This is a genomic window from Streptomyces aureus (genome assembly GCF_000725495.1).
Classification (GTDB): domain Bacteria; phylum Actinomycetota; class Actinomycetes; order Streptomycetales; family Streptomycetaceae; genus Streptomyces; species Streptomyces aureus_B.
In genome coordinates, this window is the sequence record NZ_JNZD01000034.1 from 88,753 (window position 1) to 110,543 (window position 21,791).

The window sequence follows — 21,791 nt, forward strand, 5'->3', positions numbered from 1 at the left end:
CCTCACCCCTTCGGGTCTGTGAACGGCGGGGGCGCACGAAGCCCCCGCCGTTCCGCCCGTAGATCTTCAGACTTCGAGAGAGACTCCAGGAATCATGGCGAACTACACCGCCGCTGACGTCAAGAAGCTCCGCGAGCTCACCGGCGCCGGCATGATGGACTGCAAGAAGGCGCTGGACGAGGCCGACGGCAACGTCGACAAGGCCGTCGAGGCGCTGCGGATCAAGGGCCAGAAGGGCGTCGCCAAGCGCGAGGGCCGCTCCGCCGAGAACGGCGCCGTGGTCTCCATCATCGCCGACGACAACACCTCCGGTGTCCTGGTCGAGCTGAAGTGCGAGACGGACTTCGTCGCCAAGGGTGAGAAGTTCCAGGCCGTCGCCAACGAGATCGCCCAGCACGTCGTCAAGACGTCGCCGGCCGACATCGAGGCGCTGCTCGGCTCCGAGATCGAGCCCGGCAAGACGGTTCAGGCGTTCGTCGACGAGGCCAACGCCAACCTGGGCGAGAAGATCGTCCTCGACCGCTTCGCCCAGTTCTCCGGCGCGTTCGTGTCCTCGTACATGCACCGCACCATGCCCGACCTGCCCCCGCAGATCGGTGTTCTGGTCGAGCTGGACAAGGCCGACGCCGACCTCGCCAAGGGCATCGCGCAGCACATCGCCGCCTTCGCGCCGAAGTACCTCTCCCGTGAGGACGTTCCGGCCGAGGTCGTCGAGACCGAGCGTCGCGTCGCCGAGGAGACCACCCGCGCCGAGGGCAAGCCCGAGGCCGCCCTCCCCAAGATCGTCGAGGGTCGCGTCAACGGCTTCTTCAAGGAGGCCACCCTCCTCGGTCAGCCGTACGCGCTCGACAACAAGAAGTCCGTCCAGAAGGTTCTGGACGAGGCCGGTGTCACCCTGAAGCGCTTCTCGCGCATCAAGGTCGGCATCTGAGTCCGTACAGCGATCGACGCGCGACCCCGATAGGGTCGACAGCAGTCGTCCGCGTACGCCGGCACTCACGCGTGTGTGCCGGACGACAGCAGATCTGACGAGGAGGCCATTGCCGAGCATGGGATGCAAACACACCCCACCGGCAATGGCCTTCTTCGTATGTGCACCATGAGGAGATCTCCATGACCACCACCCAGGCCGGAAACGGCGAGAAGAGCGACGACGGCAAGGGCGCGGGCCGCTTCCTGCTGAAGCTTTCCGGCGAGGCGTTCGCCGGTGGCGGGGGACTGGGCGTCGACCCCGACGTGGTGCACAAGATCGCCCGCGAGATCGCGGCCGTCGTGCGCGGCGGTGCCCAGATCGCCGTCGTCATCGGCGGCGGCAACTTCTTCCGCGGGGCCGAACTCCAGCAGCGCGGCATGGACCGGGCGCGCTCCGACTACATGGGCATGCTCGGCACCGTCATGAACTGCCTCGCCCTCCAGGACTTCCTGGAGAAGGAGGGCATCGACAGCCGCGTCCAGACCGCCATCACCATGGGCCAGGTCGCGGAGCCGTACATCCCGCTGCGCGGTGTGCGCCACCTGGAGAAGGGCCGCGTGGTCATCTTCGGCGCCGGTATGGGCATGCCGTACTTCTCGACCGACACCACCGCCGCCCAGCGCGCCCTGGAGATCGACGCCGAGGCGCTCCTCATGGGCAAGAACGGCGTGGACGGTGTCTACGACTCCGACCCGAAGACCAACCCCGAGGCCGTCAAGTTCGATGCGCTCAGCTACGGCGAGGTCATCACCCGGGACCTCAAGGTCGCCGACATGACCGCCATCACGCTGTGCCGGGACAACAAGCTGCCGATCCTGGTCTTCGAACTCCTGGCGGAGGGCAATATCGCGCGGGCCGTCAAGGGTGAGAAGATCGGCACACTCGTGGGCGACCAGAGCGGCCGAGCCTGACAGGGAACGATCGGGACCGGATCCGCCTTCCGGTCCCGGACGGACCCCGACCGGGGGATGGACAATGTCCTGCCGGTCCGGAACCGTGCAGGAACAAGACGCGACGCAGCCGGCCGCCGAACCGACGAGGAAACAGCAGCCGGGCCTACTTCAAGACACGCAGGAGCAAGTGGTGATCGAAGAGACCCTCCTCGAGGCCGAGGAGAAGATGGAGAAGGCCGTCGTTGTCGCCAAGGAGGACTTCGCCGCGATCCGCACCGGCCGTGCGCACCCGGCGATGTTCAACAAGATCGTGGCCGACTACTACGGCGCGCTGACGCCGATCAACCAGCTGGCCTCGTTCTCCGTTCCGGAGCCGCGCATGGCCGTGGTGACCCCGTTCGACAAGAGCGCGCTGCGCAACATCGAGCAGGCGATCCGCGACTCCGACCTGGGCGTCAACCCCAGCAACGACGGCAACATCATCCGGGTGACGTTCCCCGAGCTGACGGAAGAGCGTCGTAAGGACTACATCAAGGTCGCGCGGACCAAGGGCGAGGACGCCAAGGTCTCGATCCGCGCCGTGCGCCGCAAGGCCAAGGACGCTCTCGACAAGCTCGTCAAGGACAAGGAGTCCGGCGAGGACGAGGTCCGCCGTGCGGAGAAGGAACTCGACGACACCACGGCGAAGTACGTCGCCCAGGTGGACGAGCTCCTGAAGCACAAGGAAGCGGAACTTCTCGAAGTCTGATGAACGACTCTTCCTGGGGGGCGCCGCCACAAGCCGGGTACTGGGGGCCGTCCGAGCAGGGGCCTGTCCAGGGGGCGGCCCCGGCGGGTCCCACGTACGATGCGCATGACGCGCAGCACACTCGGCCCATGCCCACCGCGCCCGACGTACCCGCTCATGGCGGAGACCAGGATGACGACAGGGGGGCCGCTCGGCTGAGCGGCCCCTCGGTCCGCAACGACACGCAGTCGGCGGCGCCCTTCGGGGATCCGTCGCACGACCCGCAGAGCCCGCAGGAGCCCATGCCCAGCACCGCACCCGAGCCCGCCGCCGCACCGCAGAAGAAGAGTGCGGGACGCGACCTGGGCGCGGCCATAGGAGTGGGCGTCGGGCTCGGCGCGGTCATCGTCGCGTCGTTGTTCGTCGTCAAGGCCGTCTTCGTCGGCGTGGTGGCGGTCGCCGTGGTGGTCGGGCTCTGGGAGCTCACCTCACGGCTGCAGGAGCAGAAGGGCATCAAGGCGCCCCTTGTCCCGCTCGCGCTCGGCGGCGCCGCCATGGTCGTCTCCGGCTATGTGCGTGGTGCCGAGGGTGCCTGGGTGGCCATGGCCCTCACCGCGCTGGCCGTCCTGGTCTGGCGGATGACGGAACCGCCCGAGGGATACCTCAAGGACGTCACGGCGGGGGTCTTCGCGGCCTTCTACGTGCCGTTCCTGGCGACCTTCGTGGCCATGATGCTCACGGCCGACGACGGCCCGCGCCGCGTGCTGACGTTCCTGCTCCTCACGGTCGTCAGCGACACCGGTGCGTACGCCATCGGCTGGCGCTTCGGCAAGCACAAGCTGGCTCCGCGGATCAGCCCCGGAAAGACCCGCGAAGGCCTGTTCGGAGCGGTCACGTTCGCGATGGCGGCGGGCGCGCTGTGCATGCAGTACCTGATCGACGACGGCACCTGGTGGCAGGGTCTGATCCTCGGCCTCGCGGTCGCGGCCAGTGCCACGCTGGGCGACCTCGGCGAGTCGATGATCAAGCGGGACCTCGGCATCAAGGACATGGGCACCTTGCTCCCGGGACACGGCGGCATCATGGACCGGCTGGACTCGCTGCTCCCGACGGCTCCGGTCGTCTGGCTGCTGCTCGTCCTCTTCGTCGGATCCGGCTGATCGTTTTTCCGCACGCGCCGACGACGTACGAACGTCAGCGCGACGCACCTCGACGACACCACCCCTTCGGTCATCCGATCACCTCGCCGTGATCGCCGTGACCCGGAGGGGTGGTGTCGTATGTACGGGGCCGGCCGCCCTGCCAGCCCACCCAGCGGGGGTCGTCCAGGAGCTCCCAGGCGTCGGGCAGGCCCGCGCGGCGCAGGAACTCGACGACGTCGGCGTCGCTGTGGGCGATGCCGGCGCTCCGGCCGTGGATCGTCACGCGGCGCCCGCCGGTGGCCGCGGGGCGGCCGACGAGGACGGGCGCGTCGCCGCCCTGTCCCCGCTCCCGCTGGTGCTCGTCCTTCGGCGGTATGTGCTCGTGGTTCACAGGACACCCAGATCCGTGTCGGGTCGGCGGTACGGGCAGGCCGTGACGCCGTCTTCGGTGATCGTCCGGAAGGCCTGCGAGCGGGCGAGCCGGCACTTATTCGTACAGATATTCGATTCTAGGCCCTTGGGGCCGGGTCATGACAGCACCCGGTCCACACCGGTCCGCATCCGGCGCCCGAGGGAGACGCAGGTCACATTCAGACCGGTCACATCGCGCCGAGCCGCTCCGTCAACCAGGTGTAACCACGAAGGACGACACAGGGAGCACGCCATGGAAGCCCGTCTGAACCTCTACTCCAGCCCGGTCGCGGCCAAGTTCATGAAGCACATCGTCGCCGCGGGCAGGCCGCTCGCGGAGTCGACGCTGCCGCTCGCGACGCAGGAACTGGTGAAGCTCCGCGCCAGCCAGATCAACGGCTGTGGATTCTGCACCGACATGCACAGCAAGGACGCGGAAGCCGCGGGCGAGACCTCCGTACGTCTCAATCTGGTCGCGGCCTGGAGGGAGGCGACCGTGTTCACCGACGCCGAGCGGGCCGCCCTGGAGCTGACCGAGCAGGGCACCCGCATCGCCGACGCGGCGGGCGGGGTCACGGACGAGTGCTGGGCGAACGCCGCCAAGTACTACGACGAGGAGCAGCTCGCCGCCCTGGTCTGCTGCATCGCGCTCATCAACGCCTTCAACCGCGGCAACGTCATGATCCAGCAGCCGGCCGGCGACTACCGGCCGGGTCAGTTCGCCTGACACGAGAGCGACGCCGCCCGGGACGGGACCTTGCCCCCGCCCCGGGCGGCTCTTCGCCGCCGCGGGGCGCCTGGAGGCATCCGGGGGTTGACCTGGGACACCCGGCGTCGCGGGTGCAGGGCTCTTCGCCGTACGGGTGAATCCGGAGGCTTGTCGGTCGGTGCCCGGCGCGACGGCGGGAAGGCCTTGCGCGTACGTGTACGCGTGCCGGAACGTACCGGACACACCACGGGCAGGGAGTCCCCATGGCGAAGTTCCTCATCCAGGCCAGCTATACGCCCGAGGGTGCGCGGGGTGTGCTCAAGGAGGGGGCCAGCGGCCGCGGTGCCGCCGTCGAGCAGGTCGTCGCCGGCCTGGGCGGCACCGTCGAGGCCATGTACTTCTCTTTCGGGGAGGACGACTTCGTGTGCATCCTCGACTTCCCCGACACGGTCTCCATGGCCGCCGTCAGTCTCAGTGTCAAGGCCAGCGGCGCCCTGCACACCCGGGCCACGCCTCTCCTCACCCTCGCCGAGATCGACGAGGCCGCCCGACGAGAGGTGTCGTTCCGCCCGCCGGGCGCGTAGCGAGGGCCGACCGCTACGGGATCGGCGGGTGACGCGACCGACCGCCGATGGCCCTCCGGCACGACCGCGGCGGAGGGCCATCGGCGGGCTAGTCGGTGCCGGTCTCGACCGTGCGGAGCAGCCGGGTCAGCAACAGGACGCCTCCGGTCGCGGCGCCTGCCGCTCCCGCGGCCATGAGGGCGTGGGAGGAACGCCAGGACAGCACCGACCACCGGGACTGCGCGGAGAACAGCGATCCCGTACTCAGCCAGGACCCGGTCGAGATCAGCGACAGGGCGGACCCGATCGAGCCCACGGACAGGGCGCTCCCGATCGAGCCGATGGACAGGGCGGAGCCGACGGAGCCGACGGACAGCACCGACCCCACCGAACCGATCGACAACACCGAGTCCTGCGACCACAGCGACAGCACGGATCCGGAGGAGGCGTGAGGGACAGGCCGTGCGGACAGTTTTGTCATAAGGCCATACTGCCCGCAGGCCGCCCTCCGCCGCCGGTGTCCCGGAAGCGGACGGCGGCCGGATCGCCGAGCAGCGCGCCCTGCTCGAGGTCTACTTCAGTGCGACGCCGTCGCCCGCGGCCGTCGCGGAGCTGGTCGTGCCCGTTCCGGCGAAGTGCCAGCGCCAGGTTCCGGCGGCGTTCGCGGTGGTCGTCGTCTTCAGCTTGCCGGTGCTGTCGGTGGTCACCGTCTTGACGGTGATGTACGTCGAGGAACCGGACTTCTTGAACTGGAGGGCGACCTTCTGGCCGGCGAAGCCGACGTAGGTGTTGGTGTTCCAGTCGGCCCGGGTCAGCGCGCCGGTCACCGTCAGCGTCTTGCCCTTGGCGACCGGTTCGGGCGTCGCCTGGGTCGTCGCCAGCTTGGCGAACCGCTTGACCTTCATCGTGACGCTGCTGTCGAGCGTGTAGAAGTCACCGTCGTAGGCGCCGGCCTCCATGTCGAGGTGCCAGGTGCCGGCCGAGCTGTTGCGGAGGTCGAAGTAGTCGTCGGTGTGCGGGTCCAGGCCGTACGACCAGGTGCACTTCATGGTCGTCGACGTGGGACGTGTGCACGTCGAGGACTTCGCGTACTGGATCCGGTTGTCGGGGCTCACCAGCTTGAAGCCCATGACGGTCCTGATACCGGAGTTGTCCTTGAGCGTGGCGGAGGCCGTCAGCTTCTGGACCTCGCTGACGCCGACGTTGACGGTGGTCTTGCTGAAGGACACCGACGTGAAGGCGAGGTCGCCCTTGTGGGTGTCGGCCTGCGCGGTGGGCGCGAGGAGGGCGAGCAGCACCAGGCTGCCCGCGGTGGCGGCCGCGGCCGTACGGATGTGCATGGTTCTCCAGAGGGGACAAGTGGACCGGAGCTGCACGCTCGGAGCCCGGGCGAGCACAAGACCCCCCACCTGGGGAAATGGTTGTACGGCCACGCCGGCTCACCCGGCCAGGCCGTCGCGTCGGATTCCAACCCTCGCGCAGGGCGAGCCGAAGAGTCGCGGCGACACCGGACGGCAGTGCACGCCTCGCGACCGATCCAGTTGCTGGGATGCGGCTGGTCAGTGCTGACCACGAGTGTCATGCCGGGGGCGTGTCCCCGTCCTCGACCGCGAAAGTGAACAGCGCACGGGCCAGGCCCTGGTCGTACGTCGGCCTGCCTCGCAACCACCCAGCCCGCTGTTCGTCTCGGCTCTCGGCCCCTCGCCAGGGCTCCCAGGACCCCCACCACAGCCGGACGTCATGCCCTGAGGTCCTGTCAGTGGTCGTGGATAAAGTCCCGGCATGGCGATCAGACCACCTGAGAATTGGCGTGCCGGCTTGGCCGAGGAGGCCCGTGAGCTGGCGGCCGGAACATTGGACCCGGAGTGCGCCGGCATGGCGGAGGTCTACCCGGAGTCGCTTCTGCGGGCCACCGACGAAGCCCTTCAGGCTTTCGAGACGGACTTGGGCGCTCTGGCGGAGCCGTCCGACGACCAGGTCTTCGACACCATCAAGCATGTCGTCCTGCGTCTCAACGCGATCGATGACGGCAGTCACTCCGGCGGCGCCGGGTACGACACCGGTGAGCGCGAGCAGCTGTGCGAGTACATCGACGAGACGCTGACCGAGCACGGCGTCGACGTGGCGGCTCTGGCGGCGCGGCGCGGTATCGCGCGTGCCGAGATCACAGATGAGTGGCGTGAATGGTGAGTGATGCGCCGGCGACACCTCCGGAGCACTCCGTGATCGCTCGGTTTCGCCTGGGTGGTGGTGGGTTCGGCGATGCTGACCAGCGGGCGGTGGTCCGTGAGGCCGAGCGGACGATGGCGGACGCGGTCCGAGCCGCGGGTGTCGGTGACGTCGACGGCAACGAGTTCGGTGGCGGGGAGGTCGTGATCTTCGCCTACGGGCCTGACGCGGAGGCCTTGTACCGGGTCATGGAGCCCGACCTGCGTGCGCTCCCGTTTCGGCCGGCGCACGTCGTGCTGCGCTATGGAGAGGCTGCTGATGAAGTGGTGAGGGTGCGCATCGATCTTTGAGGGCGCAGGGCGCAGGGCGCGCACGGTGGTCGCCGGGGCGTCTCCGGGGCCTGCATGGGTGACCAAGGGGGACGGGGATGGCGGAGGGTGACGGGTTGCCTAAGAGCTGTCCCGTAACTGGTGTCACGACCGCACCTGTTGTCAGCCGGACGTGGGGCGCGGGTCCGGCGCGCTGATATTCAAGGCGCCTGCTGCGGTAGCCGGACTACGCTGGCCGAGTGATTGAGGACGGTTCCACGGACTGCGGCAGTGTCACGACAGTGCGACGGATCGGCGCGACGATCCGAAGGCCGACAGGCGCGTGGACACCTGCCGTACATGCCCTCCTGAGGCATCTGGAAGCGGTGGGATTCAGCCGGGCTCCCCGTGCGTTGGGCACTGACGGCACCGACGAGGTGCTGTCGATGCTCTTTGGCGAGCCCGCGTTCACACCCTGGCCGGAGGCTTTGCGCTCCTCACGCGGTGTTGCTGAGCTGGGCCGCTGGCTGCGGGAATACCACGATGCCGTCCGGACCTTCCGGCCGCCAGCCGATGCCCACTGGCAGGGCCAGGAAGAAGAGTGGCGGCCAGGCATGGTGATCCGACACGGAGACCTCGGACCGTGGAACTCGATCTGGGACGGTGGCCAGCTCATAGGCTTCATCGACTGGGACTTCGCAGCACCGGGGCATGCCATTGACGACTTGGCCCAACTCGCCTGGTACGCCGTCCCACTGCGGCCCGTGGAACAGCAGCGACGAGCATCGGTCACCGGCTCCAGCACCCTGCAGGGCCGCCTTCATACGCTCTGTGCCGCTTACGGGGAACAGCCTGCAGCTGTGATCGAGGCGCTGGACGCCCTTCAGTCCCGCGAGGCCGCGCGCATAGAACGCCTTGGGAGGCAAGGCACCGAGTTATGGGCGGCCTTTCTCGCCCGCGGTGACGCGGACGAGATGTTGGCCGAGCAGTGCTGGATCCGCTCGGAGAGCCAGGCGCTCTTGGGCACTGGGCGCAGGTGAAAACCTTCTCCGGCCTGTAGACCATGGATGAGATGATCTTCATGTGGCTGGTGTGGTCACGGCGTCAGAGCCCTCCTGGACAACCCCGTTCTCCGGGATAAGCCCTCGTCAGCTCAGCAAGCTGATCACCGCCCTGCGGCGTGAGGGTGCGGATCCGGCGCGCAAGGGCCGGCCGTGGTGCCTGCCGCTGGAGGACCGGGTCCTGCTGGTCGCCGCATACTGGCGCACCAACCTCACGCTGCGTCAGCTGGCACCGCAGTTCGGGGTATCAAGTCGGCGGCGGACCGCATCATCGACCATCTCGGGCCGTTGCTCACGCTCCAACAGCGCAAGCGGTTCCGCAAGGACACCGTGCTGATCGTGGACGGAACCCTGGTGCCCACGCGTGACCACAGCATCGCCGAGCAGTCGAAAAACTACCGGTACCCCACCAACCACCAGGTGGTCATCGACGCTGATAACCGCCTGGTCGTCGCTGTCGGCCGGCCCCTGCCCGGCAACCGCAACGACTGCAAGGCATGGGAACTGTCCGGGGCGAAAGCCGCCGTCGGTACGACCATCGTCATCGCGGACGGCGGCTACCGGGGCACCGGCCTGGTCATCCCACACCGCCGGGAGAAAGGCCAGAGCGAACTACCGGTCTGGAAAGAGGAACACAACGCCTCTCACCGCAAAGTCCGCGCCCGCGTCGAACACGCCTTCGCCCGCATGAAGGTTTGGAAGATCCTGCGCGACTGCCGCCTCAAAGGCGACGGCGTCCACCATGCCATGCTCGGCATTGCCCGCCTGCACAACCTCGCCCTCGCCGGGTGATCCAGAAGACGAGCAGGTCAGACAGCGCACCGTAGATCATTTACGGGACAAGACTTAGGCCAGCGGACCTAGGGGGTGCCAAATGATCTGCGACTGGTAACGCCACGCCTAAGCCCGGAGAACTGATGTGATCCGGCCGCGAAGAAGCCCCCACCAGCGATGTTGTCGCCAGCGGGGGCTGTCTTGTACCCGGTGGGCCGTCCATGGGCCGTCAGGGCTCCTGGGCCGTGCCGAAGACGTCGTCCAGGGCCCGGCGGGCTCGCTCGCTGCTGCTGGGCATCAGGTGGGCATAGACCCGCAGCGTCATTGCCGCGTCCGCGTGCCCGAGGTACTCGCTCACGGCCTTGATGCTCTCGCCCGCGTCCAGGAGGACCGAGGCGTAGAAGTGGCGAAGGGCATGCATCCCGTGCTGTCGGGCGGAGACGTGCGGCTCCCCGGATTCGGGAGTCGGGATGAGGCCGGCCGTCGCAAGGGCGGGCTTCCACTCCCGGCAGGCGTAGCGCGCGCGAGGTCTTCGAGGAGACCCCGGAATCTGGGTTGTCGGTGAACTCACCGGTGTCTACGAGAACATGACGCTGCGAGTTGCGAACCTGGTCTTCTGCCGCGAGCATCGGCGGTACCGAGCGCACTTCCAGCGAGTCCACCGCCGTTGCATCACTCACGCTCGACGAGGTCCAAGAGCGCATGTCCGAGGTCTTCGCGATCGGAGTCTTGGACGCGTTGAACGGCAATGGACCCCAGGTGCGGAGCCACGCCGGGAAGCGCCTCATCCCCGCGGGATAGAACTTTCTCTACTTCATCAAGGCGGCTCGCTCCGCTCCCCGCGCGCGGCCCGGCCCCCGGCCGGGCCTGCGCTCCTGTCTCCGCCCCGCTCCAGCCCGCCCGACGTCCGTACCGCGCCCAGAGCCATCAGCCGCCGAAGCCAGAGAGGGGTACATCTCAAGTGAAAGGCGGCTCCACGATTACATCTAAGCCGCGAGCGTACGCCCCCTCAAATGGTCAGCGAGTTTGCCACCTTCTCACTTACAAACTGATCCCTGAGATATCCAAGAATCCCATGTGGATTACTCTTGGGATTCTTGACATCGTCGATATTTTCAATCTTGGCTGGAAAACTATCCCGATCCAGTCGCTGAAAAAGCGCAATCGGGTCACGACGGTCCGACGCATTAAACCATTGATCGACGCTTGGGGGTTTGGTCAACTGGGGGAGTGCATCCTTGACCGTTGGGATGCCCAGCGGCGAGCCCAATGTAACAAATAGAGGCACGTTGCACTCACTCTCCAGAAGGATACAGTAAGCGACGATGGTGCCTAGTGAATGACTCACGACTACCGTCGGGCCGTCGCCAAGCGCTTCGGAGACCAGAGAATTTACCATTTCGCGCGTATCCGGGAACATTAGATACGCATGCACATCCGCAGTGAACTGGCGAATGAAAGAGGCTGTTATGAACGGAACCCTGCGGCAGATCAAACGACCCGCCGCTTGCACCCACTGCCAGTTCTCCGGAGCACGTGTGACTACCGGCGCATTAAGCTCGACGGTAATCTCGGCATTAGTGATTCCTGCTCTCCGCGCAATATCTAGAACGAGTTCCCTTTCGAAAGGATCGGGAGCGGCTTCGCTTCCACGTACGACGGCCTGCTGGGGACCAGCCGCCGTATCTTCGTCCAACTCTTTTGCATAGAAAGGAGCGTAGACGTCGAGAGGGTCAGGAAGACTAACGCCAGCACGTCGACATCCGCGACGCAGAGCCCGTAGCCAGCTCTCCTTTATTTCCTCGCTACTCGACTTTCCTTGAGCGCGTCCGTGTACGAAAACGAGTCGCACAACGTCCTCCTAGTCCTCGCGGGTAGGTGCCCCCACTCAGCAGTCGTGATGAACCATTTGCTCTACTAGCTTTCGAGGTGGGTCAAGAAGAGTGGTCCAAAATTCGGGAGCCAAGTATGGCCTTACCGCCTTTTCGAACCCTCCATACTTTGTGTCCGCAAGGACATTCCATCCCCTAGCCGTCCAAGGATAGTTTGGGAAGACATCTCTTTCATGGGGAAATCTGCCTTCGCCAAGCAATGCCACATCGAACGGAATGGGCATTCGCTTCTCTCGTAGATGGCCGAGCAGTCTCCCTATTTCGTCGATTGCACCTTGCCTGTGGAACGCGTGCGCCATCAACACGGCCAAGGTGGGGTTGCAAGTTTTGTACAGAATGTCAACAGCTCTCGGGTTCTTGGATATGAGACCACCCCAACGCGCATAGGCAACGGCCCATGCCAGAACGTCGGCCTGGTTATCTGAGTCAAGTTTAAGGAATGAGAGCTGCTCGACCCCGCGTAGCCCGACTCGCACTTGTGTGAAATATCCCGGAAGCACCATGAGGGCCGGCCACATGCTTCGCTTCTGCCAGGACTTGTCCAAGTGAAGCATGACGGGTCCAGGCTTACTGTGCTCAGCACGGATATGCCATCCACTTTGACCAGAACGAAATTGGTCGACTATTCCAGCCCGACTCACCTCCGCGCTTTCAGCTTGGGCACCGTCAAGATAAATGGTCATCCCATGGGCCATCGAGTCCACAGCAGCGGCAATGGCTGATCGGTTAGCCGCAATCTCGGATGTCATTTCTGGTGGCTCGTGATGAGATGCATCGTTCTCACGTCGATCGGAATCGTCACTACGCTCCGCATCGCCCTCGCCAGCAGGTTCATCGGAGGCAGAGTCCCCCGGTATCCAGGAAATCACGTGCGGCTGCCAGCGAGATCGAGCCTCAGTCTGAGGGACCTGAACGATGTGATGTTGCCCTGCCCGTCGCTGCACTTCCCTGCCCAGATAGTCTTCAAGGCTTTCGGCGACGACAGCTCGGGGGTGCTCTCCACCTGGAGTAGGCCGGATGGCCTCCACCGCCCGACCCCATAGCGCGTCAAGGAGGCAGTCCGTATAGACCCCATAGCCCGCAGAGGCTGGGTCTTCGTCAGGTCGCAGGGCATGTGCCGGCCTCCCCGGGTACGCAGCATAGAACTCGTCTAGGTACACCTTGTCCTGAGACATGCGGCCAGGGAAGAGGGGGAGGCCGTGCGCGTAGACATCGGGCAAGATCCGACAAGCGTCAATGAAGAACCCTACGTGAGGGATCTTGCACGCTCGGGAACAGTTCATGGTCCTCGACAAGTTAATCGCTTCATGCCCGTCGGACTTCGCCCGCGTCAGCAGAAGAACGTCGCTGTCTCCATCACAGACGCCGTGACCCGCGAAGTAGAAGAAGAGCTTGTATATCTGACGGGTCGTCGTAGCTTCCTCGTGCAGATCATTGGCGATGTTGCGTAGATCGTGGATCGTGACTTCGGCGTGATCGTCGATCTTCCGGATCACCCTGAAGCCTTGTGACGAGGCCCACTTGGCGAAGTTCCGAGCGTCTTCTCGAGCATCTGGAAGGACCCGGAATCCCTCTACGTCCCCGACGCCTATCACGAGTGCAACGCACCGAGCCATTGCCACCACCCCTCGGCCTAACCCCCTCCATACAAATGGATCACAGGTTGACATCACGCGCAAATCGGGCAAGTTGAGGGCTCGGGCTATCCGCCACGGGTTGGCAGTGGTCGCTTGCTCTGGTAGACGACAAATCCCAATAGCGTGGCTGAGGCCGGTGAGGGTGCAGCGAGGCATACGCGTGCGTGCTCGGTCGACGCACCCGCCGTCGTGGCTGACTGTCGCTGGCTGAGGTTCGTGCCACTACCGTGCCAGATCCAGGGGGCAGTCACGGTCAACGTGGTTGCCCCACCGTCGAGTTTCCAGCCGCCTAGCCAGGTAGCGAAGCCCCAGGTCAACCGACCTCTTTCGCGGCCTCTCTACTAAAGCAGCTGTCGGAGACGATCGCGCGCAACGGCTCCTCCTGCAAGAGGCGTCCCCGACCGTGAGAGGGCACAGTGACGGCTGCCGCCGTGGTGGCGACCCCTGGCTTCGTCGCTCCGACCGATCAGGGTCATGCGGAGCCACCCCCGTGGGGGTGTCCAGTTTCCTTCTGCGCCGCGCCGAGTGTCGATCGAAAACCTCCACGTCTACGCCCGCTTCCTGGAACCCTTGCTCTATTGCGCAGCACCGAGGAGATGGAGCCCTCCCCCTTGATCATTCTGGACACGAACATCCTGTGGAAGGGGACCGAGACGGTCACCGCGGACCTCCTCAAAGTCATCAGGACGTCCGGCGTCGACCAAGTGGCCGTACCGTGGGTCGTGCTGGAGGAGTTGACCGCTCAGCGGGCACAGCCGCACCGTGAGAAGTACGAGAAGGCCGAACAGGTCTTGCAGAGCCTCAAGGCTGACACCCCCTGGCCCATTCCGGCGCTGCCGCCGATGGACCTGGCTCGTATCCAAGATCACTGGCGCCAGAAGTACCTCGATGTCGTGAATGTGATCCCGACGAGCGAGGCCGTGCTCAAGAAGGCCTTGGTCCGGGAGGCGAACGTCCTGCCCCCGTGCAAGCGGATGGACGACAACGGACAGAAGATCGGCGGTCGGGACGCCGCGATCTGGCTCACCGCCGTGGAGTACGCGCGGGAGCACCCTGACGAAATGGTGTACTTCGTCAGCGAGAACACGAAGGACTTCGGCGACGGAACTGCGTTTCCGTACCCGATGAACATGGACCTCGCAGGCTTGGAAGACCGGTTCGTGCTCCTCACGAACTGGTACGAGGTCATGGAAAAGTTCACGCAGCGCACAGACGATGTTGACAAGGATGCGGTGCGTTCGGTTCTTTCGGACCCGGAAAGCCTCGGCGCGATCGAAGCTGAGGCCGGACGTCGACTGGGACTACCGCAGAGTGGGTTCCATGGCCCCACCTTCGAGGGCACCATGGGCTTCTTTGTCGAGGACGAGGGCACGTTGGTGACGACGGAGCCTGTGCGGGCACTGGGCTGGGTCGAAGCCCCGACTGCTGCCCTCAACCGCGTGATCGAGTTGAAGGCCTACCGCATCGGGGAACACGTCTGGTGCATGGCAACTGTCCAGTGGGCCCTTGGAGGGCCAGCACTTTTGCACGACACCTTCCAGGCAAAGGGGGTCGGGTGCTTGTGGGAGACCCGCGTCCTCGTGAGCCCGACGAACGCGGATGCCCAGCTCACTGTGCTCCGTAGTCAAGGCACCCAAGCATTGGACATCGACCTTGTCAGCACACTCACGCCAGCGCTCGCTGCGCGCGTCGATTTCATTGCCACTGAGCCGAGGTGGTCGCGGCTCCGGGAACGGAAGATGTTGGAGACCCTGCGTCGCCAACGAAGGGAGCCGTTCATTGAGCGCAAGTCACCCTTCTAACACTTAGGTCGGGCGTGCTCGTGCCCATGGCCCGTCTGTAGGACCATCTCTGAGGGGTGGCTACCTCCGGCTGGGCGCTTCCGCGAACGAACGTGCACAAGGCCAGCGGAGCTGGTGCAGTACAGCAGCGAAGTACAGCAACCACCACGACCGCAGCCGACTGCCAACAACCGCCGATGGCCCACTGGCCAGCCCACCGGACCTCAATGACCCCTCCGCCGATAGTTCGGGACGAAGAGGTCATCACGCATGCCGCGCTGTAACGTTCTCGCCGTCGCGGCCGGCCCGGGGTACGCGATGCTTGGGGTATGGCCCCTGAACCCAGCGCTGCTCCATCGATGACCACTCACCTGAGTGCGGTGACCGACGGAACCACCAGAGTTTTCACGTGGGAGGAAGGCTCGCGCATCGAGGTCCGCAACCTGGGCAGCGAGATCGTCATCGAGGCAAACGCTGCCGGGTCGAAGACCCTGGCTGGCCACCTCTTCACGCTCGCCCAGGACGGCGTACCGGACGGCGCTCATCTCCATCTGGAGGAGAACAACGGGCTCGAAGATGGCTCCGTAGGCCTGGTCGTGGAGCGGTGCGACGACGAATGACGCGTGCCCATGCGTCTGCGTCGCGCTGCCGCAGGTCAGGACCGTATCAAGCCCTGGACGCCCTGCGCTTCCCAAACTGATGGCTTGCTGTTGGCCTTGACCCGATCGGTCGGTGTTGATCGGCTGAGCCCAGGACCGTGGACCCCAGTGATACGAGAAGGCAATGCCAATCGTTGCAGCCCATCTCGCGAAGATCGAGCGGGTGGTGGACCGGACCCGCGCCTCACATGCGGGATAGCCGTTCGCGGCGGTCCATGAGGCGATTGGCGAACGTGACAAGACGAGGGCGCCCAACGTGTCGTGCGCCAGGTCGTCGAGGGTTGGCGTGCCAGATCTCTGGTGCAGCGACTGGGCCATGAGGACGGCGACTCCAGCCGCTCGACCGGTAGTGAGCCAGTCGGGGAACTTTCCAATTTGTGTCCGTACTCTTAGCGAGCCTGAGAACGGCAACCCAGGGGGAATCAGTGGGCGACCAATCGAATGAGCAGAGATCGCAGAGGCGCAACCGGCGTCCCGATATGGACTTCACGCCGGTCCGCAACGGAATGGACTACCTCAGCAGTGCTGTCCTGTACCTGAGTGGCAGGGCTAGCGTGCTGTTCGACGCGTTCGGCCTGACACCGCCACCGACGACGAAGGTGTCCGAGCTGCTCGCACCTGACCGTCCTCTCAGCGATCGAGATCTCAAGTACGCTGTGCTCCACCTTCAAGCGGCCGCCGAGGTCCTCCTCAAAGCACGGCTCGTACGCGAACACTGGAGTCTCGTTTTCAAGAACCCCGGCAACGCCACGCGCGCGGCCTTCGAACAGGGCAAGTTCGACAGCTGCACCATGGACGCCGCCTTGGACCGCCTCGTCAGCATCGCCGGCGTGCCGATCACCTCGGACCAACGTGAGGCAATCAAGGACCTTGCCGAGACCAGGAACGCACTGACCCACTACGGCCACACGGCGAACGCGTACGCAGTCGAGGCTCGTGCCGCCCGAGTTCTGAGCTTCCTCCTTGACTTCGTCCCTCTTCACCTGCACCCGGTCCTGTCCTCCGAAGCACAGTTGGTCGAGGAGACTATGGAGGCCGTCCGGGAGAAACTTCGGGACATCGAAGCTCTCGTGAAGAACCGGATGCAGGAGCTGACAGGCATACTCAGCGGCCGTGAAGACCGCACCGTGATCTGCCCCCAGTGTAGGCAATGGGCGCTGGTCATCGGCGGTGGGGATCTCGTGACCTGCCATTTCTGTCTGGCGTTCCTGGAGCCAGTGGACGCCGTCATCCTCTACTGGATGGATGTTCTCGGCCAGGACGAATCCCTTGGCGCTGTGGACTGTCCCGACTGTGGAAGCGAGCACATGATCATGTGGGTGACCACCGCCGCGGACAAGACCGAGGAAGTTGGTCTCTGCTTCCGGTGCGGCGCGGTCTACAGGAAGACGGAGCGAGGGGAAGCGCAAGCATGAGCTGAAGGGCTCGTACTGTCAGCGTCGCCCAGTAGCGTGCGTGATCACCCACGGCAAGATTGGAGGGTTCGTGGAAGCTACCGCTCTCGTCAGTCCTGATCGGTTGTGGTCGGCACAGGAGGCCCTGGTGCGTCCGAGCCCTGTCCCAGCAGTGGCAGGGGTCTACGGGTGGCACTTCAAGTAGCCGCCTCACTCGGCCCTGGACGCTGAACGCCTGCTCTACGTCGGGATAGCCCCGCTGTACATGGCGAACCGGATCAGCACTCAGAACCTGCGAAAACGGGTGCGTTACCACTACCGGGGCAACGCGGCCGGATCGACCCTGCGGCTCACCCTCGGCTGCCTGCTCGGACTCGAGCTGCGCCGCGTGGGCAGCGGCAAGCGGATGACCTTCGGCAAGGTCGGCGAAGCCACCCTCAGCCCGTGGATGGCGGACAACGCGCGAGTGTGCTGGATCGAGCACAGCGAACCGTGGGACCTTAAGTCGCAGCTCATCTCCCGACTCGATCTCCCGCTGAACCTCGACCAGAACCGCCACAACGCGTTTCACGGTCGCCTGAAGGAGATGAGGGCCCAAGCCCGCGAGCGAGCACGAGAGCTGCCCATCAGTTCGTAGACCATCGGATGGACCAGCCAACGGGCGGCGTCGACGACGTATCGAATGGGAGTTGGGGAAGGCTTCTAACATCCACGGCTGACATCAACGACGCCAGACGGAGGCGTACAACAGTAACCCTGTCCGGCCGTGGCATCAGTGGCCGGCAGCGTCCGAAGCGGGTGTGGATCGAACCGCTAGATGTGCGCGAGGCGGACGATGGTGGCGTCCACGGAATTGAACCCGAAGGGAGTGTCAGTGGGTGGCAGTACTGTCGGGATATGACTGCATGGCCGCCAATTGATCGTGACGATCTTCGCAAGGCACGTGGTGACGCGGGCTTCGATACCGTGCTCCCGCTGCTGATCAGGCGCTTGATAGCCGAAACCGCAAGCGGGTTGGAGTCCTTGGACATGCCGGGAGGCTCCGGCACCGCGGTCGGAGGTTTCGACGGCATCGTCACGGCGTCGGGACCGTCGAAGTTCGTGCCCGAGGGAACCTCGGTGTGGGAATTGTCTGTTGGCGGCGGCAACAGCAAGGCCGAGGGGGACTATGAGAAGAGGGTCACGGGGCCGAACGGGCTCGCGACCCAAGACGTCACCTACGTGGAAGTCGTCCTCGACGCATGGAGAGATGCTCGGACCTGGGCCGCGCGCCACACCGAGGACGGTCGGTGGCGGGAGGTACGTGGGTACAACCTAGACGGGATCGACCTCTGGCTGGAAGAAGCGCCCGCCACCACGGCATGGCTTGCGGCCCAACTGGGGAAAGCACAGCCGGGTGTGCGGTCTCTGGAATCGTGGTGGACTGACAGTTGGCTTCGGTCGACGCGCATCCCACTGGACCGGACCGTAGTGCTGGCAGGAAGAGAGAAGGCAGCCGCCGACTTCATCGCCCTACTCGCTACCGGGCGGTCGGTGATCACGCTAGGCGGCGATCTGCGCCCCGACGAAGTCTGCGCTTTCGTAGCCGCTGCCCTAGAGCAGGAAGGCATCCTGGGGGCCACTCAGATGGGGGCGCGGGTCCTATTCCTTTCCGACAAGAACGGTATCGAGCAACTGGTCACGCAGCGCCAGCCCTTGATCTTGGTCCTCGCAGACCCGGCGCTTGCACGGGACATTCCACAGCAGCATCCTCACCAACTCGTGTGGGCGGCGATGCCTGGCGCCCCGTGCAACGTGAAGGTGCCCAGGCTCCACAGCCAAGTCATTGAGTCCCTGCTGCTTTCCAACGGCACGCCGAGCGAGCGTGCGGCTCGGCTCGGCGCGCTCGGTCGCCGTAGCCTGCTTGCGTTGCGGCGAGCCCTGGCTCACCACCCGGAGCCATTCACACCGGAACGGGCCTCGACGCTCGATGTGGTTCGCCGACGGCTGCTCCTGCTGAATGCCTGGAACGGGGACAATCGGGAAGACCGCCGTGTGGTTGGACGGTGCTCGGGACTTGAATACGAAGAGTTGCAGGAGCGGGCCCGGGAGCTCGCTGCCGCGTCCGACATCCCTTTCCTCGGCCACCAGGACGGGATCTGGCACGTGCTTGCTGCCGAGGATGCCTGGACCTTGCTTGGTGCATCCCTCACCAGCGACGATCTCCAATTCTTCCGAACGGCAGTCTTGGAGGTACTGACTGAGACGAACCCGACTCTCGACCTAGACCCTGACGAGCGGTGGAGGGCCGGGGTGATGGGCGTGAGACGGTGCTTCTCACACACCCTTCGCACAGGGCTCACCCAGTCGCTCGCCCTCCTGGGCACCCTCGGCGCGGATCTACGAGGCCCCGAAGGTGTCACGGGGGATCGATGGGCACGGCTGCTGGTTCGTGATCTCTTGAAGCAGGCCAACGCTGATGACACGTATAGCTTGTGGCGTTCCCTGGGCGATGTGCTCACCTTGCTGGCTGAGGCCGCTCCGGAGGAGTTCATAGAGGCGATGTATGAGGGCCTTAGTGGCACCAGGCCTCTGCACGTTGCCATGTTCACCGACAACCAGTCTGACAACTTGGGACTTGGATCCAGCTCTCCTCATACAGAGTTTCTGTGGTCTTTGGAGATCCTGGCATGGTCTCCGGAGCACCTTGATGACGCAGTCGACGTATTGACCGCGCTGGCTGTTGTGGACCCGGGCGGCCGGCTCTCGAATCGTCCCCTCGCGAGTCTGGTGGGGATTCTCAGCGCGTGGGCTCCCAACACGACCGCCCACGCCGAGGACCGCATCAGAGTGATCCGACGCCAGGTGCGGAGGCAGCCGGCACTCGGCCGCAAGTTGCTCCTCCAGCTCATTCCTGGCAGCCACGCAATTCAGATGAGCCATCCTGGTCCGCGTTTCCGTGACTGGAAGAGGGACACCGTCGTTATCCCGCATGATCGATGGAGTGTTACCACTGCCGTAGTCGACCTGCTCCTGGATGAACTCAACGCTGCCCCCGAGCTGTATGCCGACCTGATCGGCAAAATCGACGTTCTCCCTCCCAAACACCGCGCTGAGGTCGCGCATCGGCTGACCGAACTGGCCGACGATCTGGAAGATGACGATCAGCGTGCGGTTCTCCACCGCGCACTGCGCGATCAGGTTTCCCGGCACCAGGAGTATGCGGACGCCGCGTGGGCCCTTCCCGCGGACGAGCTTCGCCCCCTCCAAGCCGCGTGCGAAGCGCTGGAGCCTCGGAATCCGGTGAAGCGGTACGCGTGGTTGTTCCAATCCGGCTGGATCACGCTTGGCGACATCAGGCGCCGTGACAACTTCGCTGCCTATGACGCGGAACTCCTCGCCCGGCGGGCCGCAGCGGTCGGGGAGACAGTCGCGAACGGAGCGCTGGAGGCTCTCGTCGAGCTAGCCTCCGCAACCGAGTTCGCCGACCTGGTGGGCATCGCTCTGGCAGAGCACTCCGAGGACCATGACCAAGAGCTGCTGTCCTGGCTTGAGGAGGGCGCCTCACCAGCCAAGGAGGTCGCGGCTGGGTACCTGCGTCGGCGTATGTGGGCCCAGGGGAATGATCTCCGCGACAGGCTTCTTTCTCTCACAGAGGCTCCGCATGTTCAGGCAGTGATCCTGCGGCTCACCCCAGATCCAGCCACCGCGTGGTCAAAGCTCGCTGAACTCAGTCCGGAAGTAGCAGGACACTATTGGCGTGATTTCTCCTACTTCGGGCTCGGCTCCAATTTCCCGCGAGCGCTTGATGCGGCCCGATCGCTGTTGGGTGCAGGTCGTCCCGCAGCGGCGCTGGACCTGATCCTCCTGTACGACAGGGAAGGGGACAGTGCGGAGGCCGCCGAGGTCGTCGTCACCGGGATTGAAGACCTCATCGCAGGTAGGTTGAGCGATCCTGAGATCGGGCGACTCGGTTCACGTTTCCAGGAGCTATTTGCGCTGCTGGCCCGGCATCACGAGCAGGTCGGGCGTCAACGCATCCTCAGTCTGGAGTGGCAACTCTTGCCTGCGCTCGGGTTCGACGCGAAGGCTCCAACCCTCCACAAGACGCTGGTTGAGGACCCTGAGGCGTTCGCGGATTTGGTGACGTGGTCCTTCCGCCCCAGCGCCACTGTCGAGGAGGACACGGCAGATGCCGTCGAGCAGGAGAACGGACGCAATATCGCGAACCACGCCTACAGAGCCCTTCACACTTTGCGTACGTGTCCAGGGCTTACGGCCGACGGGACCCTCGACCCAGTTGCGCTGCGCACTTGGGTCATGACGGCACGGACAGAACTGGCTGCCAGGGATCGTGCCAGGGTAGGTGATGTGCAGATCGGTCAGGTACTTGCTTTCGCCCCGCGAGATCAGGACGACTTGCAGATTCCGGAAGCTGTCCGAGACCTACTTGAAGAGATCAATAGCGGCGATCTCGAACGGGGTCTCAGTATTGGTATCTACAACAGACGAGGTGTGACCAGCCGGGGACTCCTTGATGGCGGAGTTCAAGAGTCGGAGCTGGCCCGGTCCTTCCGCGAGCAGGCCGAACGCGCACGCGAGTGGCCGCGAACCAGGAAGTTGCTCAAAGGGCTTGCGGAGTCGTACGAAGCTGACGCCCGGCGGGAGGACCAGGAGGCAGAGCGACGGCATCAAGGCCTGGAGTAGGTCCCCGCCACG

General features: G+C 65.1%; 19 protein-coding genes and 3 pseudogenes. 16 read left to right on the forward strand and 6 right to left on the reverse strand.

Annotated elements, in window-relative coordinates; translation table 11 throughout:
- Positions 1–94: 94 nt before the first annotated feature.
- From tsf to IO36_RS32410, 4 genes are all read left to right on the forward strand, one after another.
- Positions 95–931, forward strand: coding sequence for a translation elongation factor Ts (gene tsf, locus IO36_RS32395; protein ID WP_037625126.1), 837 nt, complete (start codon positions 95–97; stop codon positions 929–931).
- A gap of 182 nt (positions 932–1,113) precedes the next feature.
- A complete protein-coding gene (gene pyrH, locus IO36_RS32400; RefSeq protein WP_037625128.1) occupies positions 1,114–1,884 on the forward strand; it encodes a UMP kinase in 771 nt (256 codons plus the stop codon).
- A gap of 172 nt (positions 1,885–2,056) precedes the next feature.
- Positions 2,057–2,614: a ribosome recycling factor gene (frr, locus tag IO36_RS32405; RefSeq protein ID WP_037625129.1), complete on the forward strand. Its 558-nt coding sequence runs from the start codon at positions 2,057–2,059 to the stop codon at positions 2,612–2,614.
- Positions 2,614–3,753: a phosphatidate cytidylyltransferase gene (locus IO36_RS32410; RefSeq protein WP_078943574.1), complete on the forward strand. Its 1,140-nt coding sequence runs from the start codon at positions 2,614–2,616 to the stop codon at positions 3,751–3,753. Before frr ends, IO36_RS32410 begins: the two co-directional genes overlap by 1 nt.
- A gap of 70 nt (positions 3,754–3,823) precedes the next feature.
- Here IO36_RS32410 and IO36_RS32415 read toward each other — a convergent pair whose 3' ends face one another.
- Positions 3,824–4,018, reverse strand: coding sequence for a hypothetical protein (locus IO36_RS32415; RefSeq protein WP_425535563.1), 195 nt, complete (start codon positions 4,016–4,018; stop codon positions 3,824–3,826).
- Between the two features lie 381 nt (positions 4,019–4,399).
- Between IO36_RS32415 and IO36_RS32420 the strand changes: the two genes are divergently transcribed.
- Entirely contained in the window at positions 4,400–4,873 is a 474-nt protein-coding gene (locus IO36_RS32420; RefSeq protein ID WP_037625133.1) for a carboxymuconolactone decarboxylase family protein, read from the forward strand.
- Positions 4,874–5,118: 245 nt separating this feature from the next.
- A complete protein-coding gene (locus IO36_RS32425; RefSeq protein WP_037625135.1) occupies positions 5,119–5,439 on the forward strand; it encodes a GYD domain-containing protein in 321 nt (106 codons plus the stop codon).
- A gap of 88 nt (positions 5,440–5,527) precedes the next feature.
- Here the strand turns inward: IO36_RS32425 and IO36_RS32430 are convergent, their stop codons facing one another.
- Complete coding sequence (locus IO36_RS32430; protein ID WP_037625136.1) at positions 5,528–5,899, reverse strand: hypothetical protein; 372 nt, start codon at positions 5,897–5,899, stop codon at positions 5,528–5,530.
- Positions 5,900–5,990: 91 nt separating this feature from the next.
- Positions 5,991–6,758, reverse strand: coding sequence for a hypothetical protein (locus tag IO36_RS32435; RefSeq protein ID WP_037625138.1), 768 nt, complete (start codon positions 6,756–6,758; stop codon positions 5,991–5,993).
- 442 nt (positions 6,759–7,200) lie between these two features.
- On the opposite strand from IO36_RS32435, the gene IO36_RS32440 reads away from it, so the two are divergent.
- The 4 genes and pseudogenes from IO36_RS32440 (at position 7,201) to IO36_RS32455 (ending at position 9,748) form a co-directional block, all read left to right on the forward strand.
- Positions 7,201–7,608: a hypothetical protein gene (locus tag IO36_RS32440; protein WP_037625141.1), complete on the forward strand. Its 408-nt coding sequence runs from the start codon at positions 7,201–7,203 to the stop codon at positions 7,606–7,608.
- A complete protein-coding gene (locus IO36_RS32445) occupies positions 7,602–7,937 on the forward strand; it encodes a hypothetical protein (protein ID WP_037625143.1) in 336 nt (111 codons plus the stop codon). The genes IO36_RS32440 and IO36_RS32445 overlap by 7 nt, the downstream gene beginning before the upstream one ends.
- Before the next feature lie 218 nt (positions 7,938–8,155).
- Positions 8,156–8,935 (forward strand): phosphotransferase, encoded by a 780-nt coding sequence (locus IO36_RS32450; RefSeq protein ID WP_037625146.1) that lies wholly within the window; start codon positions 8,156–8,158, stop codon positions 8,933–8,935.
- Positions 8,936–8,978: 43 nt separating this feature from the next.
- Positions 8,979–9,748: pseudogene (locus tag IO36_RS32455) on the forward strand (transposase).
- Between the two features lie 220 nt (positions 9,749–9,968).
- Here the strand turns inward: IO36_RS32455 and IO36_RS45110 are convergent.
- Positions 9,969–10,232, reverse strand: a pseudogene (locus tag IO36_RS45110) (tyrosine-type recombinase/integrase); the annotation flags it as partial.
- On the opposite strand from IO36_RS45110, the pseudogene IO36_RS48540 reads away from it, so the two are divergent.
- A pseudogene (locus tag IO36_RS48540) lies at positions 10,232–10,531 on the forward strand (NUDIX hydrolase); the annotation flags it as partial. The pseudogenes IO36_RS45110 and IO36_RS48540 sit on opposite strands and share 1 nt — an antisense overlap.
- A gap of 208 nt (positions 10,532–10,739) precedes the next feature.
- Here IO36_RS48540 and IO36_RS47145 read toward each other — a convergent pair.
- A complete protein-coding gene (locus IO36_RS47145) occupies positions 10,740–11,426 on the reverse strand; it encodes an alpha/beta hydrolase (RefSeq protein WP_158997613.1) in 687 nt (228 codons plus the stop codon).
- 192 nt (positions 11,427–11,618) lie between these two features.
- Positions 11,619–13,415 carry a caspase family protein gene (locus IO36_RS49450; protein ID WP_078943576.1) on the reverse strand — a complete coding sequence of 599 codons (1,797 nt, stop codon included), beginning with the start codon at positions 13,413–13,415 and terminating at the stop codon, positions 11,619–11,621.
- A 422-nt stretch (positions 13,416–13,837) separates the two neighbouring features.
- On the opposite strand from IO36_RS49450, the gene IO36_RS32470 reads away from it, so the two are divergent.
- The 5 genes from IO36_RS32470 to IO36_RS32490 all read left to right on the forward strand — a co-directional run bounded on the left by IO36_RS32470 (position 13,838) and on the right by IO36_RS32490 (position 21,779).
- Complete coding sequence (locus IO36_RS32470; RefSeq protein ID WP_051901103.1) at positions 13,838–15,061, forward strand: PIN domain-containing protein; 1,224 nt, start codon at positions 13,838–13,840, stop codon at positions 15,059–15,061.
- A gap of 338 nt (positions 15,062–15,399) precedes the next feature.
- Complete coding sequence (locus IO36_RS32475) at positions 15,400–15,660, forward strand: Imm32 family immunity protein (protein WP_245173561.1); 261 nt, start codon at positions 15,400–15,402, stop codon at positions 15,658–15,660.
- Positions 15,661–16,178: 518 nt separating this feature from the next.
- On the forward strand, positions 16,179–17,114 hold the full coding sequence (locus tag IO36_RS32480) for a hypothetical protein (RefSeq protein ID WP_051901104.1): 936 nt from the start codon (positions 16,179–16,181) through the stop codon (positions 17,112–17,114).
- Positions 17,115–17,358: 244 nt separating this feature from the next.
- Positions 17,359–17,730, forward strand: coding sequence for a GIY-YIG nuclease family protein (locus tag IO36_RS32485; RefSeq protein ID WP_245173562.1), 372 nt, complete (start codon positions 17,359–17,361; stop codon positions 17,728–17,730).
- A gap of 260 nt (positions 17,731–17,990) precedes the next feature.
- Positions 17,991–21,779: a magnesium transporter CorA family protein gene (locus tag IO36_RS32490; protein WP_158997617.1), complete on the forward strand. Its 3,789-nt coding sequence runs from the start codon at positions 17,991–17,993 to the stop codon at positions 21,777–21,779.
- Positions 21,780–21,791 lie beyond the last annotated feature (12 nt).